We start from the raw sequence: 11,221 nt of genomic DNA, 5'->3' as shown, positions 1-11,221 counted from the left end.
CGCAGGCAAAGGTCTAAAGGCACGGCTTGCCTTGGGACGGTCCCTTGGCCAAGTCGCCGCTACCTTGTCAAAACGGGCATCAAAACATGCAACGTAACTATATTCCCGGCATTATTGCCATGGCCGCCATTGTTGTGGCCTCGAACATTCTGGTCCAGTTCCTGATCCTTGACGGTCTGCTGACTTGGGGTGCTTTCACCTATCCGCTGGCCTTTCTGGTCACTGACATCATGAACCGCGTCTATGGCGTTGGTCCGGCCCGCAAGGTCGTGTTTGCCGGATTTGTCACCGGTGTCATCTGTTCGCTGATCGGCAGCCAGATCATGTTGCAGGGTGACGGGTTCACCTATGCTGCCGTACCGCTGCGCATCGCCGTTGCATCGGGAACCGCTTTCCTGATCGCGCAACTGACGGATGTTACCGTGTTCAATTCCCTACGCGGTGGTCGCTGGTGGCGCGCGCCGCTGGTGTCGACGCTGGTAGGGTCGGCACTGGATACCGCGATCTTCTTCACGCTTGCCTTTTCGGCTTCGGTCACCTTCTTCGGCGCCAATGCCGACGCTGCAATCAACTGGGCGTGGGAACCTGTTCCTTTCATGCTGTCCGGCCCGATGGCACCGCTTTGGGTGACGCTGGCTTTTGCGGACTGGATGGTGAAGCTTTCACTGGCGCTGATCGCCCTGATCCCGTTCAAGGTGATCGTTGCGCGGCTGACTGCGCAGCCTGTGTAAAAAAACGCTTTGAGAATGGCACAACTTGTGGCACGCTTCTTTTCAACCGCAACAGATAGAAAAGGAGGTGATCCAGTGTCAAGAAAGAGATTGGAGAGAGGTGTCGGAACAACCGGGGGGATCGCCCGTTAGGGCAGCCCTTGGCGGAGCGCTCGCTCCGGCTGGTCGATTGATCTAACCGACCCGACCTCCTGAACTTTCGAAGGGCCGTCTTGCTGGGGCGGCCCTTTTTGTTCCCGTCACCTTCTGGGGGCGGTCAAAATTCACTATGCGCTGGGGCTGGCTGAGTTCGATCCAATGTTAGAACCCGATCGCGGCAAAGGCGTGAATACGTGTTGTCAAAGCTTCGGTGCCTGGCCGCGTGCACTTGATGTCTGGCAAAGCTGCCGAGCGGCCTGACCCGGATATCCTTCTTCCTCGCTTTCATCGAACACGACATAGGCGGCATAAGCGAATCTGGGTGCCGTTTCGACCAGCTTGAGCCACCCGTTGCAAAGTTCCGGTTCGACAACGCGCCTAGGGAAATATCCGGCCGAGGGAACCGACCGAAGATATTGCAGGCCGAGGGTGCCTATGCCCAGCTGAAGGCGCGGCGCATCAAGCCCTGGAAAGTTCAGCATATGATCGGCGCGAAACTCCGGGCCCCAGTCTATCAGGATATAAGCGTTGCCCAGATCAGCGGGGAGGGCTTCCGGGCCGCTGCTGACAAGAACAAACTCGTCCTCGAAAAGCTGGAGCGCGGTCAAGCCAGGTGCGTTTCGCGGCCGGTACATGATGGCAAGATCCAGGTTGCCTTCCTCGATCTCGCGCGTGAGTGTTTCCGACGGGGCCGCTGTCGCCCGGATAGCGACGTCAGGTAGTGCCGCCATCAACTCGGGAAGGGCGTTGATCAGATAGCCGTCCCAAAGGCTTGGTGTTGCGCCGATTTCCAAAGCAGCTGCCATCGAGGCAGGCAGACCGGCATCCAGCTTGGCCTGGGTCCACGTTCGCACCAGAACCTGTGCATGTTTGAGGAAATGCCGCCCGGCAATGGTCAAGGTCGCACCAGACTTGCTGCGTTCAAACACGGGCTGTCCAAGCTGTTGTTCGAGCGTTCGGATTCGCATGCTAACGGTCGATTGCGTAACATGGACCTTGTCCGCTGCATCAAGAAAAGTGCCGGTTTCAACGACCGCAAGGAAGGTTCGGGCGAGTTCAATATCCATCGTTCACCTATTTGAATATTCGATATTATTGGCGATATAAATTCGTTATTCAACGCTATGCGAATGTGCGATATACGCCTTGTAGCGCGAAAGTGCCCCCACCGGATCGGACCGCCAATCAACAGTTTTCATCGCAAAGTGGACAACCCGATCTGCGGAACAGGTGCAATCTGTCTGCCTTAGATAAGCCTCCGACACCCTAGCGCTGCACCAACCCCTCAATGGGTAAACCGCCCATTCCCTGATGGAGAACAAAATGAGTCGAGTTTCTGTTGTTGCTCTGCTCGCGTCATTCCTTGCCCTTCCGGCCGCTGCGTTGCCGGTAGGACTGGACACGGACGGTGATGGTCTGGCTTCGCTGACCGAGCTACAGACAAAGTACCCCGATATTACCAGTGAGAGCTTTGCCGAAATTGACACGGATGCCGATGGTTTCGTCAATGACGAAGAAATGGTCGCCGCGGTCGAGGCCGAGTTGCTTCCTGATCCCAAAGGTGACGAATAAGCCGGGGTTGCCAAGAACATGAGAAACCCCTCTCCACCCTACAGGTGGATGCTTGCCGGGATGGGTATCTGGTTAGTGCTGTCCCCATTTGTACTGTTCAGCCAGAAAACCCTAGCTCACGGTTCGTCTGACCGTGAGTCGCTCGCCTTCATGACGATCGGTATTGGTGTGTTGGTCATGTCAGGCGCTAGCGGCCGGGGCCACCTTCTCGCACGGGTGGCTCCGGTATTGGCGGTTGGGGCAATACTGATCGCCGCGCCGGAGGTGCTGCATTTTACCGGTCATGGTGTGGCAGTGGCAAATGCTTGGCTCACGGGATCTGCGCTGATCGCGCTCGCCGCTTGGGAGGCGCTGGCGAGCAACAGATTGCGTGCAATCCTGTAGGCTGGCGCGGGGCGGGCAACTGCCCCGCGTTTTCTTTTGGCTCCAAAATCTAAATGATCTCGTCCTCATCGAACATCGGATCGCCGTCAAGCTGGCTGGCAATCGTATCGACCCGCATTTCGACATCCGAGCCGGTCGTTTCAGCAATATGAAACAACGCGTCGCCTTCATGAACGACAGGCAGATTTGTACGCCCAACGATGATACCCGTGGTTTCGCAGATGATATCGGTCCTGAGTTCTCCGAACGGGTCGGAAATGCGTCCAAGCAGGTCACCAGCGGCGACGTATTCTCCGGCGGCTTTGAAAGTCCGCAACAGGCCACCGGCGGGCGCGCGCATCCACGAACTTGACCTGACATGGACAGGCTTTTCGCGCACAGCGGCGATGCCACGCTTGGCAACCATTCCCTTTGCGTTCATCACCCGAAGGATGCCTGCAACCCCCGCCCGCGCAGACAGTTCGTCGAAACGCAGACCCTCACCACCTTCGAACAGCAGGATATCCACACCACGCTCTTGCGCGGCCTTGCGCAGTGACCCGTCGCGCAGCTTTGAAATCAGCACAACAGGCGCACCGAACGCATCAGCGTATTTGAGGGTGACATCCGAAGCCGGAGAGACGCGGATCTGCGGCAGATTGGTGCGGTGTATCGCGGCAGAATGAAGATCAATCCCCAGGTCCGACCGCTCGACGATCTCGGTCATGAAAAGATGCGCCAGCCGACCGGCCAGCGACCCTCCTTCGCTGCCGGGGAAGGATCGGTTCAGGTCGCGCCTGTCAGGAAGGTATCGGGAATGTGTCATGAAACCAAAGGCATTCACGATCGGGATAACCAGCAAGGTACCCGCAAGCTTGTCAAGCTGTGGCGCCCGAAGCAGCCGCCGTGCGATCTCCACGCCGATCACCTCATCGCCGTGAACGGCGGCACTGACAAACAGGACCGGTCCGGGGCGGCGGCCGTGAACCACGTGTACTGACATGCTCACTGGGGTATGATCCGACAGCACGCTGACCGGCAAATCCAGAGTGGTTCGTGTACCGGGCGGTACGCGAAAACCCCCGATTTCAAAGGGACCGCGCATCGCCTCTACCCACGGCCTCGTGTCTTCGTGTTGCCTTTGGCCGCATTCTTTTCGAGAAATTCGATGATTTTGCCCGCGACATCGATGCCGGTGGCCTTTTCAACGCCTTCAAGCCCGGGTGAGGAGTTCACTTCCATAACCACGGCACCGTGATTGGCCCGCAGCATATCGACACCACAGACATTCAGGCCCATCGCTTTGGCCGCACGCACGGCTGTCGAGCGTTCCTCGGGCGAGATTCTGATGGGCTTGGCGCTGCCACCCCGATGCAGGTTTGATCTGAACTCGCCCTCGGCCCCTTTTCGTTGCATCGCCGCGATCACCTTTCCACCGACCACAAGCGCACGAATATCCGTGCCGCCTGCTTCCTTGATGAACTCCTGTACCATGATGTTGACCTTGGCACCGCGAAACGCCTCGACCACGGATTTTGCCGACCGGTTTGAATCCGCAAGCACCACGCCGATGCCCTGCGTGCCCTCCAGCAGCTTGACCACCAGCGGAGCGTCCCCTGCCAGTTTGAGAACTTCGTCGGTCTGTTTCGGGTCATGCGCGAAGGTGGTGACCGGCAATCCGATCCCGTCACGTGCCATCAGCTGCATGGACCGCAACTTGTCACGGGATCTGCCAATTGCAACCGACTCGTTGAGCGGAAAGACACCCATGATTTCGAACTGCCGCAACACGGCCAGCCCATAGAATGTGACCGAAGCGCCGATCCGTGGGATCACCGCGTCATAGCGCCCAAGCTTCTTACCGTCGTAATAAACCTCGGGTCGGCGCGACGCGATATTCATGTAACAGCGTAGCGTGTTCACGATATCCAACTGGTGCCCGCGTTGTTCAGCAGCCTCTTTCAGACGCTGGTGGGAATACAGGTTTGGATTTCGGGCAAGCATGACAAGCTTCATTGATGTCGTCCTTCTGCGTCCTTGGATCTTGTCTTGCTTTTCATCTTTTTCGGATCTTTTCGTGCATCCAGAAGATATGAGTGGCCGGGATCGACAAGGATCCCACGCCTGCGAATGGCGGTACGGCCAAGGATCAGATCAAACTCCATCCTCGCGCGATTGGCCAGCGAAACGTCGATTAGCCACCGATGCCGTCCAAGCAGAAGCTGTGTTCTGACGATCAACCGGCGTTCCGGAATGCCACCAGTGTTCTTGATTTCCCGCTCGTCTACAACCCGCGTACGCACCCGGCCCGATGACCGGCGGTTATGGACCGGGATCACGAACTCGACCCATCGTTCGCCATCAACCTCGAACACGGTCTGGTCCACGGCATGCAGGGCTGCGGTTCTGGCACCTGTGTCTATCTTTGCCGGAATATGCTCGATCCCGAAATCAGGCAGGCTGATCCGCTCGCGCCATCCTATGACTTCGGGGTATCCTGTTTGTTTGACCATGGCGACTAAGCCACGCTGTCATCATTGGCGCGCCGGTAATTCACAAACGAATTCGCGCTCATTACAACGTAAAAACTATCCATATCGATTAACACGTACCCAAGTTCAAAAAGCGCGATCGACAGGGCGCGGATATCTGTTTCATACAAACGCCTGCGCCTGGCGATCCGACGCACCAGCTTGTCCGGAATGCGATACCTTCCGCTGACCTTGCCGCCAAACTCCTGATCGTACAAGGCGGCCAGACGTTCGGCTGCGGCTGATATCCAGTCATTTTCCTGCATGCACTTTCTTACAAATCAGAATTTTTTTTGTCTATAGGCAAATATTTTCTGTTATATGGGTGAAAGTAAGAAACTTTTACCCCCACAGGTCGGCGGATGAGCGATACGGACTCCTTACCAAGGGAAACAGGGACGCAGCTTCAGCTGGCGTTGGAAAATCGCGACGGGGCGGCGCTGGCAGACCTGCTTGATCCGCTTTCGCTCAGCGATGCCTTGCGGGAATTGCTCAACCTGCCCGTTGACCAGCGAAGCGCCGCGCTCTCGTTGCTGCCGCCGGAACGTGCGGCCGAACTGGTCGAAGAAGCGCCAAACGCGCTGGCGGTCGATCTTGTTGAACGCATGTTTTCCGATCAGGCCGCCGAAATTATCCTTGAGCTGGATTCCGACATTCAGGCGGATGTCATCGGGGAACTTGAAGACGCCGATGCAGAAGCGATCCTTGCCCGGATGAATCCGGAAGATGCGGCGGATGTCCGGCGACTGGTCGAGTATGACGACGATGTCGCCGGTGGTCTGATGGTGGCCGAAGCCTTTACCTTTTCCGATGGTGATACAGTCGGAAAGGTTCTGCGGCGTTTCGCTCATGAAGAGTACGACCTTGAACGTTACCGTGGCCAGCACCCTTACGTTTTGAATTCCGATGGCGTGCCTGTCGGGGTGCTTTCATTACGTAGCCTGCTGTCCACACGGCGAAGCATCAAACTCACCGATATCATGGTGCCCCCTATCACGGTTCCGGCCAGCATGCCGCTGGAAGAACTGGAGGACCTTTTCGATGAGCACCCTTTTCTTGGGTTGCCGGTTGTCGAAACGGACGGGAATCTTGTGGGTGTCGTTTCCCGCTCTGCCGTGAATGAGGCCCTGCTGAAGCGCGCGGAATCGGCAAGCCTGAAACGCCATGGTGTCTTTGGAGACGAACTGCGATCGATGCCTTTGCCGCTCAGGGCGCGGCGGCGGCTTCAATGGCTGTCGGCCAACATCGTGCTCAACGTAATCGCGGCCAGCGTGATTGCCGCCTACGAACAGACCCTTTCTGCCGTGATCGCTCTGGCTGTGTTCCTGCCGATGGTCTCGGATATGAGCGGTTGTTCCGGCAATCAGGCCGTTGCGGTCAGCATGCGCGAGCTGTCGCTTGGTCTGGTCCGGCCCATTGATGCTATGCGGGTCTGGATAAAAGAGGTTTCGGTCGGCATCATCAACGGCTGTGTCCTTGGCCTGCTGATCGGACTCGTTGCCTGGATGTGGAAAGGAAACCCGTTTCTGGGTTTGGTGATTGGCGGCGCGCTGGGTTTGAACACGATCATCGCGGTATCGATCGGTGGCGTTCTGCCTTTGCTGTTAAAGCGCATCGGTCAGGACCCGGCGGTCGCCAGTGGCCCTTTGCTGACAACGATCACGGATATGGCAGGGTTTTTCCTGGTCCTGAGCCTTGCAACAGCGATGATGCCGCTCCTGAATTAGTGTTTTTCATGCGCCCTGATCAACACAGGGGTCGGGCGCTCAACCACGAGGAAGACATGACGATCTCAAGCATTGTCAAAACGCAGAACCTTAAAAAGCCGCCATTTTGCGACACTGACACAACGGTGTTCGATGCGGCCGTCACCATTGCGTTGCTGGATGTGAACGCGCTGGCGGTTCTCAGCGAAGGGAAGCTGGTCGGGATAATCACGGATCATGACGTGCTGCTGTGCCTGGCGGATTCCGGCTCAGCTTTCTACAAGCAGACAGTGGGTGACTGGATGACGGAAAAACCTGTCACCTGCGCGCTGGGCTCGAAGTTGTCCAATGGTCTTAATCTGATGGCCAAACACAAAATCCGAAATCTTGTCGTAACTCAGAATGGAAAAGCAATTGCCATCGTCAGTAGTAAAGAAATCCTGACACGGGTGCATGAGGAAGACGAGTTGGAGCTGAATGTGTTGCGTGACATCGCCCGCGGTGCTCAGGGCCAATCAATAGCCTGACACCCCGGTTCCATGTCTGCTCACTCTACATTCAGGGCCGCTATGGAAAGTCACTGTTAAAGATGGAAATGCTGACTTTCCAGGTGCCATCTGTCTGGCGTTTCAGGGCGTTCACAAACTTCCCTTTCTCCGGCGGGTCAGAATCAGCGATAGCAAAAGACCCGACCTGATAGGCAGTATCGCCATCCACACTGAAATCGATCAACTCATTTGTATGCGTTCCACCGGTGTTTTCTTTCATTCTTTCCCGATAGGCTGCGATGAACGCCTCGCGCCCGCGCAGCAGGGGTTCTCCGGGCGCCAACAACATGACGTCTTCGGTAAAGAACGCAGCGCAGCCAGCAGCATCGCCTCGGTTAAATGCCTGATTGTACGCTTCATCAAAGTCTTCGAGCACGCGCCTCATATCCATGACGATCCCTTTCACAACCAACATTCACGAAAGATCGTTGCAGCCCTTCGCGCATTCGATTCTGCATAAGTAACGCAATATGGCCACAGCGTTGGCGGCACCTGACGTTAAATGAGCTGGGCTTGGAATACCTGACGGCGAACGCAACTGATGCGAACGGACGTCCCAGCCACCGCCAGGATTCTGCATTGCGCGAACTGCCAAAGCAGGCTTGATCGCACATATGCACTGCGCTAGGCACCGAGGATGAGGAGACTTGCTGAAATGCTGTGCCGCTATGGCTTACGCCCGCCCGCTTGTTGCGGGTTTCCGACGGCTCGGGTCAGGATCGCGACTCTTCCTTTTTATTCGCCCAAGTCACCAAGCTGACACTGACATGCTGCGCATCACCGAAGATATTGCTCTGCAAGACTGGGAAATGACCGAAAGTTTTGTACGATCGTCCGGTCCCGGAGGGCAGAATGTCAACAAGGTGTCGACCGCAGTCGAGCTGCGCTTCGAAGCGGTACGCTCACCGTCCTTGCCCGATCCGGTCAAGGCCCGGCTAAAGCGACTGGCCGGGCGACGCTGGACCAAAGATGGCGCAATCATCATTCAATGTGAGGAAACACGCTCGCAGGCCCGCAACCGTGAAATCGCGCGTGCAAGGCTGGCAGAACTGATCTCCCGCGCGCTGGTCAAACCCAAACGGCGGATCGCAACGAAACCGACCTATGGTTCGGTCAAGCGTCGGCTTGCCGCGAAAAAGGCGCGTGGCGACGTCAAGGCGCTGCGGGGCAAGGTGTCTGAAGATTGATCTGGCATCTTGCCGGGGCGTTGATAGTCTGGCCCGCAAAGGCTGCAAAAGGGCAACGTCATGAGGCTGGAGGGAAAAACCGCAATCGTCACCGGTGGTGCATCGGGTTTTGGCGCGGGGATCGTGCAGAAATTCCTGGCCGAAGGCGCACGCGTCATGATCGCGGACATCAATGGTGACGCGGCCGCTGATATGGCGGGGCAACTTGGGGCCGGGGTATTGGCGCACCAGGTCGACGTCGGCGACAGGGCTTCAGTTCAAAAGATGGCGGACACGGCACTCACTGCCTTTGGGGCGCTCGATATTCTGGTAAACAACGCAGGTGTCACCCACTTGCCAACCCCTCTGGAAAATGTCACCGAGGATGATTTCGACCGGGTCTTCAAGGTGAACATGAAGTCCGTCTATCTGACCGCCCGGGCATTTGTTCCCCATATGAAGGCGCGCGGCGCGGGTGCAATTCTGAACGTAGCCTCGACGGCGGGCCTGTCTCCGCGCCCGAATCTGAACTGGTACAACGCGTCCAAAGGGTGGATGATCACGGCAACCAAGACCATGGCGGTCGAACTGGCCCCAACCGGCATACGCGTGAACGCGATCTGCCCAGTGGCGGGCGAAACACCGCTGTTGAAATCTTTCATGGGCGAAGACACGCCCGAGATCCGCGCCAAGTTCCTGGCGACCATCCCACTGGGACGGTTTTCAACACCCGAAGATATGGCCAACGCCGCCTGTTTCCTGTGTTCGGACGAGGCCAGCATGATCACCGGCACCGCGCTCGAGGTCGATGGCGGCCGATGTATCTGATCCGATCTTCATCTGGCCAAAAATATCCCCGCCGGAGGCAGCGCGCGCCCGCGCGCTTCCCCGCACCAATCCCGAGTTCAAGATGATCCCTGGACCAAGAAACCTGATTACCGATGTCCCCGGCCTGGCAGTTGGAAACGCTCAGGACGATGCGCTGAAGTCCGGGACCACGGTCCTCACGGCAGATAAACCGTTCGTTGCGTCGGTCCATGTGATGGGCGGTGCACCGGGTACGCGCGAAACCGATCTGCTTGCGCCTGATAAAACCGTCACAGGGGTGGACGCGCTGGTTCTGTCCGGCGGATCGGCCTTTGGACTGGACGCCTGCTCGGGTGTTTCAGATGCGATGTGGGCTGAAGGGCGCGGGTTTCCCGTCGGTTCAGCGAAGGTTCCGATCATTCCCGGCGCGATCCTGTTTGACCTGCTCAATGGCGGTGCAAAGGATTGGGCGGAAAACCCCTATCGTGCGCTGGGGCGGGCTGCTTATCTGTGCGCTTCAAGAGATTTTGATTTGGGGTCCGTCGGGGCGGGCACCGGGGCGTTGGCCGCAATGCAGAAGGGCGGGCTTGGCTCTGCCTCGTCCATTCTGCCTGATGGAGTCACGGTCGGGGCCCTCGTTGCGGCGAACCCGCTGGGCAGTGTCACAACACCGGGTGACCGGCATTTCTGGGCAGCCCCCTTCGAAGTTGGCGATGAATTTGGCGGGCTGGGCCCCGATATGTCGCCGGATCAAAGCCGGATCCGCCGCAGCCGCAAGGCGTTGGCCATGAGTCCAGCGGAACCCGAACAGACAAACACAACCATCGCCATTGTCGCCACCGATGCCGTTCTGACCAAACCACAATGCCAGCGCCTTGCAGTAGCGGCGCATGACGGAATCGCTCGGGCCATCCTGCCTGCCCATACCCCCAACGACGGCGATTTGGTCTTTGCCCTCAGCACAGCAGCACGTCCGTTGCAGTCAGAGGCCGATCTAACTCTGATCGGGCACGCGGCCTCGCTGTGCCTGTCCCGGGCCATTGCGCGGGCGGTCTATCTGGCGACCCCGGCGGAAGGAGACCTGTTGCCCTGCTGGACCACTGTACATGACTTAAGTTAAGGACACACCATGTGTCGCAGTGGCACTGTAGATGCGCGCGGCAATCCGCGCGTTGACACTTTTATGCGCCGGGGGTCCATTCGGTGCAGCCAATTTGTATCGGAGCACAAGCTATGAATCGTATCCTCACTATCGCAATCGCTGGCCTGCTGGCGCTGCCCGCTCATGCCGAAGGCGATGCCGAAGCCGGTGAGAAAGCTTTCAACAAATGCAAGTCCTGCCACATGATCGCTGATCCGGCCGGAGAAGTCATCGTCAAAGGCGGAAAAACCGGCCCCAACCTCTATGGCGTCGCTGGCCGCTCTGCCGGAACCTACGAAGACTTCAAATATGGCGACAGCATCGTCGCAGCCGGTGAGAAGGGTTTGGTCTGGGATGAGACGTCCTTTGTGGAATACACGCAGGACCCTAAGGGCTTCCTGCAATCTTATCTGGACGACACCGCTGCCAAGTCGAAAATGACCTTCAAGCTGAAAAGTGGCAGTGAAGACGTCTTTGCCTATATAGTCAGTGTATCAGGCGAATAAACGCTAACATTG

15 protein-coding genes are annotated in these 11,221 nt (G+C 57.7%); 9 read left to right on the top strand and 6 right to left on the bottom strand.

Features of this window, described 5'->3' with window-relative positions; all coding sequences use genetic code 11:
* The first annotated feature begins 86 nt into the window (after positions 1–86).
* Positions 87–731: a queuosine precursor transporter gene (locus AC2FLZ_RS14475; RefSeq protein ID WP_496821724.1), complete on the top strand. Its 645-nt coding sequence runs from the start codon at positions 87–89 to the stop codon at positions 729–731.
* Positions 732–1,069: 338 nt separating this feature from the next.
* Here AC2FLZ_RS14475 and AC2FLZ_RS14470 read toward each other — a convergent pair whose 3' ends face one another.
* Positions 1,070–1,936, bottom strand: coding sequence for a LysR family transcriptional regulator (locus AC2FLZ_RS14470; RefSeq protein ID WP_480494973.1), 867 nt, complete (start codon positions 1,934–1,936; stop codon positions 1,070–1,072).
* Between the two features lie 256 nt (positions 1,937–2,192).
* Here AC2FLZ_RS14470 and AC2FLZ_RS14465 point away from each other — a divergent pair, with 256 nt between their 5' ends.
* Positions 2,193–2,441 carry an EF-hand domain-containing protein gene (locus tag AC2FLZ_RS14465; RefSeq protein ID WP_480474506.1) on the top strand — a complete coding sequence of 83 codons (249 nt, stop codon included), beginning with the start codon at positions 2,193–2,195 and terminating at the stop codon, positions 2,439–2,441.
* Positions 2,442–2,459: 18 nt separating this feature from the next.
* Complete coding sequence (locus AC2FLZ_RS14460; RefSeq protein WP_480555122.1) at positions 2,460–2,825, top strand: SPW repeat protein; 366 nt, start codon at positions 2,460–2,462, stop codon at positions 2,823–2,825.
* Between the two features lie 49 nt (positions 2,826–2,874).
* On the opposite strand, the gene AC2FLZ_RS14455 is transcribed toward AC2FLZ_RS14460, so the two are convergent.
* From AC2FLZ_RS14455 to AC2FLZ_RS14440, 4 genes are read right to left on the bottom strand one after another with little or no spacing between them, the layout of a single operon-like run.
* Entirely contained in the window at positions 2,875–3,909 is a 1,035-nt protein-coding gene (locus AC2FLZ_RS14455; protein ID WP_480474510.1) for a succinylglutamate desuccinylase/aspartoacylase family protein, read from the bottom strand.
* 5 nt (positions 3,910–3,914) lie between these two features.
* Complete coding sequence (gene rimK / locus AC2FLZ_RS14450; RefSeq protein ID WP_480474512.1) at positions 3,915–4,820, bottom strand: 30S ribosomal protein S6--L-glutamate ligase; 906 nt, start codon at positions 4,818–4,820, stop codon at positions 3,915–3,917.
* Complete coding sequence (locus AC2FLZ_RS14445) at positions 4,817–5,317, bottom strand: ATP-dependent zinc protease family protein (protein ID WP_496882327.1); 501 nt, start codon at positions 5,315–5,317, stop codon at positions 4,817–4,819. The genes rimK and AC2FLZ_RS14445 overlap by 4 nt, the downstream gene beginning before the upstream one ends.
* Before the next feature lie 5 nt (positions 5,318–5,322).
* Entirely contained in the window at positions 5,323–5,601 is a 279-nt protein-coding gene (locus AC2FLZ_RS14440; RefSeq protein ID WP_480474516.1) for a hypothetical protein, read from the bottom strand.
* 96 nt (positions 5,602–5,697) lie between these two features.
* On the opposite strand from AC2FLZ_RS14440, the gene mgtE reads away from it, so the two are divergent.
* Both mgtE and AC2FLZ_RS14430 read left to right on the top strand, forming a co-directional pair.
* Positions 5,698–7,062 (top strand): magnesium transporter, encoded by a 1,365-nt coding sequence (gene mgtE, locus AC2FLZ_RS14435; RefSeq protein ID WP_480606124.1) that lies wholly within the window; start codon positions 5,698–5,700, stop codon positions 7,060–7,062.
* A 56-nt stretch (positions 7,063–7,118) separates the two neighbouring features.
* Complete coding sequence (locus AC2FLZ_RS14430) at positions 7,119–7,568, top strand: CBS domain-containing protein (protein ID WP_496882326.1); 450 nt, start codon at positions 7,119–7,121, stop codon at positions 7,566–7,568.
* A 40-nt stretch (positions 7,569–7,608) separates the two neighbouring features.
* Here the strand turns inward: AC2FLZ_RS14430 and AC2FLZ_RS14425 are convergent, their stop codons facing one another.
* Positions 7,609–8,004 carry a YybH family protein gene (locus AC2FLZ_RS14425; RefSeq protein WP_496882325.1) on the bottom strand — a complete coding sequence of 132 codons (396 nt, stop codon included), beginning with the start codon at positions 8,002–8,004 and terminating at the stop codon, positions 7,609–7,611.
* Between the two features lie 352 nt (positions 8,005–8,356).
* Here AC2FLZ_RS14425 and arfB point away from each other — a divergent pair, with 352 nt between their 5' ends.
* The 4 genes from arfB to AC2FLZ_RS14405 all read left to right on the top strand — a co-directional run bounded on the left by arfB (position 8,357) and on the right by AC2FLZ_RS14405 (position 11,209).
* Positions 8,357–8,776 carry an alternative ribosome rescue aminoacyl-tRNA hydrolase ArfB gene (gene arfB, locus AC2FLZ_RS14420; protein WP_480494963.1) on the top strand — a complete coding sequence of 140 codons (420 nt, stop codon included), beginning with the start codon at positions 8,357–8,359 and terminating at the stop codon, positions 8,774–8,776.
* A 60-nt stretch (positions 8,777–8,836) separates the two neighbouring features.
* Positions 8,837–9,583: an SDR family oxidoreductase gene (locus AC2FLZ_RS14415; protein ID WP_496882324.1), complete on the top strand. Its 747-nt coding sequence runs from the start codon at positions 8,837–8,839 to the stop codon at positions 9,581–9,583.
* Between the two features lie 82 nt (positions 9,584–9,665).
* On the top strand, positions 9,666–10,682 hold the full coding sequence (locus AC2FLZ_RS14410) for a P1 family peptidase (RefSeq protein ID WP_496882338.1): 1,017 nt from the start codon (positions 9,666–9,668) through the stop codon (positions 10,680–10,682).
* A 113-nt stretch (positions 10,683–10,795) separates the two neighbouring features.
* Entirely contained in the window at positions 10,796–11,209 is a 414-nt protein-coding gene (locus AC2FLZ_RS14405; RefSeq protein ID WP_480625091.1) for a c-type cytochrome, read from the top strand.
* Positions 11,210–11,221: the final 12 nt, after the last annotated feature.

It is taken from the genome of Ruegeria sp. YKSF131, assembly GCF_059612645.1.
Note: the sequence above shows the minus strand (reverse complement) of the source record. Positions and strands in the feature narration are given on the sequence as shown.

What these genes read in the sequence shown, in the direction of transcription:
- AC2FLZ_RS14460 (WP_480555122.1), top strand. Translation starts at nt 2,460, where the DNA reads ATGAGAAACCCCTCTCCACCCTACAGGTGGATGCTTGCCGGGATGGGT.
- AC2FLZ_RS14440 (WP_480474516.1), bottom strand. Translation starts at nt 5,601, where the DNA reads ATGCAGGAAAATGACTGGATATCAGCCGCAGCCGAACGTCTGGCCGCC.
- AC2FLZ_RS14405 (WP_480625091.1), top strand. Translation starts at nt 10,796, where the DNA reads ATGAATCGTATCCTCACTATCGCAATCGCTGGCCTGCTGGCGCTGCCC.
- AC2FLZ_RS14470 (WP_480494973.1), bottom strand. Translation starts at nt 1,936, where the DNA reads ATGGATATTGAACTCGCCCGAACCTTCCTTGCGGTCGTTGAAACCGGC.
- AC2FLZ_RS14445 (WP_496882327.1), bottom strand. Translation starts at nt 5,317, where the DNA reads ATGGTCAAACAAACAGGATACCCCGAAGTCATAGGATGGCGCGAGCGG.
- AC2FLZ_RS14455 (WP_480474510.1), bottom strand. Translation starts at nt 3,909, where the DNA reads ATGCGCGGTCCCTTTGAAATCGGGGGTTTTCGCGTACCGCCCGGTACA.
- AC2FLZ_RS14425 (WP_496882325.1), bottom strand. Translation starts at nt 8,004, where the DNA reads ATGTTGGTTGTGAAAGGGATCGTCATGGATATGAGGCGCGTGCTCGAA.
- rimK (WP_480474512.1), bottom strand. Translation starts at nt 4,820, where the DNA reads ATGAAGCTTGTCATGCTTGCCCGAAATCCAAACCTGTATTCCCACCAG.
- AC2FLZ_RS14465 (WP_480474506.1), top strand. Translation starts at nt 2,193, where the DNA reads ATGAGTCGAGTTTCTGTTGTTGCTCTGCTCGCGTCATTCCTTGCCCTT.
- AC2FLZ_RS14415 (WP_496882324.1), top strand. Translation starts at nt 8,837, where the DNA reads ATGAGGCTGGAGGGAAAAACCGCAATCGTCACCGGTGGTGCATCGGGT.
- AC2FLZ_RS14475 (WP_496821724.1), top strand. Translation starts at nt 87, where the DNA reads ATGCAACGTAACTATATTCCCGGCATTATTGCCATGGCCGCCATTGTT.
- AC2FLZ_RS14430 (WP_496882326.1), top strand. Translation starts at nt 7,119, where the DNA reads ATGACGATCTCAAGCATTGTCAAAACGCAGAACCTTAAAAAGCCGCCA.
- AC2FLZ_RS14410 (WP_496882338.1), top strand. Translation starts at nt 9,666, where the DNA reads ATGATCCCTGGACCAAGAAACCTGATTACCGATGTCCCCGGCCTGGCA.
- mgtE (WP_480606124.1), top strand. Translation starts at nt 5,698, where the DNA reads ATGAGCGATACGGACTCCTTACCAAGGGAAACAGGGACGCAGCTTCAG.
- arfB (WP_480494963.1), top strand. Translation starts at nt 8,357, where the DNA reads ATGCTGCGCATCACCGAAGATATTGCTCTGCAAGACTGGGAAATGACC.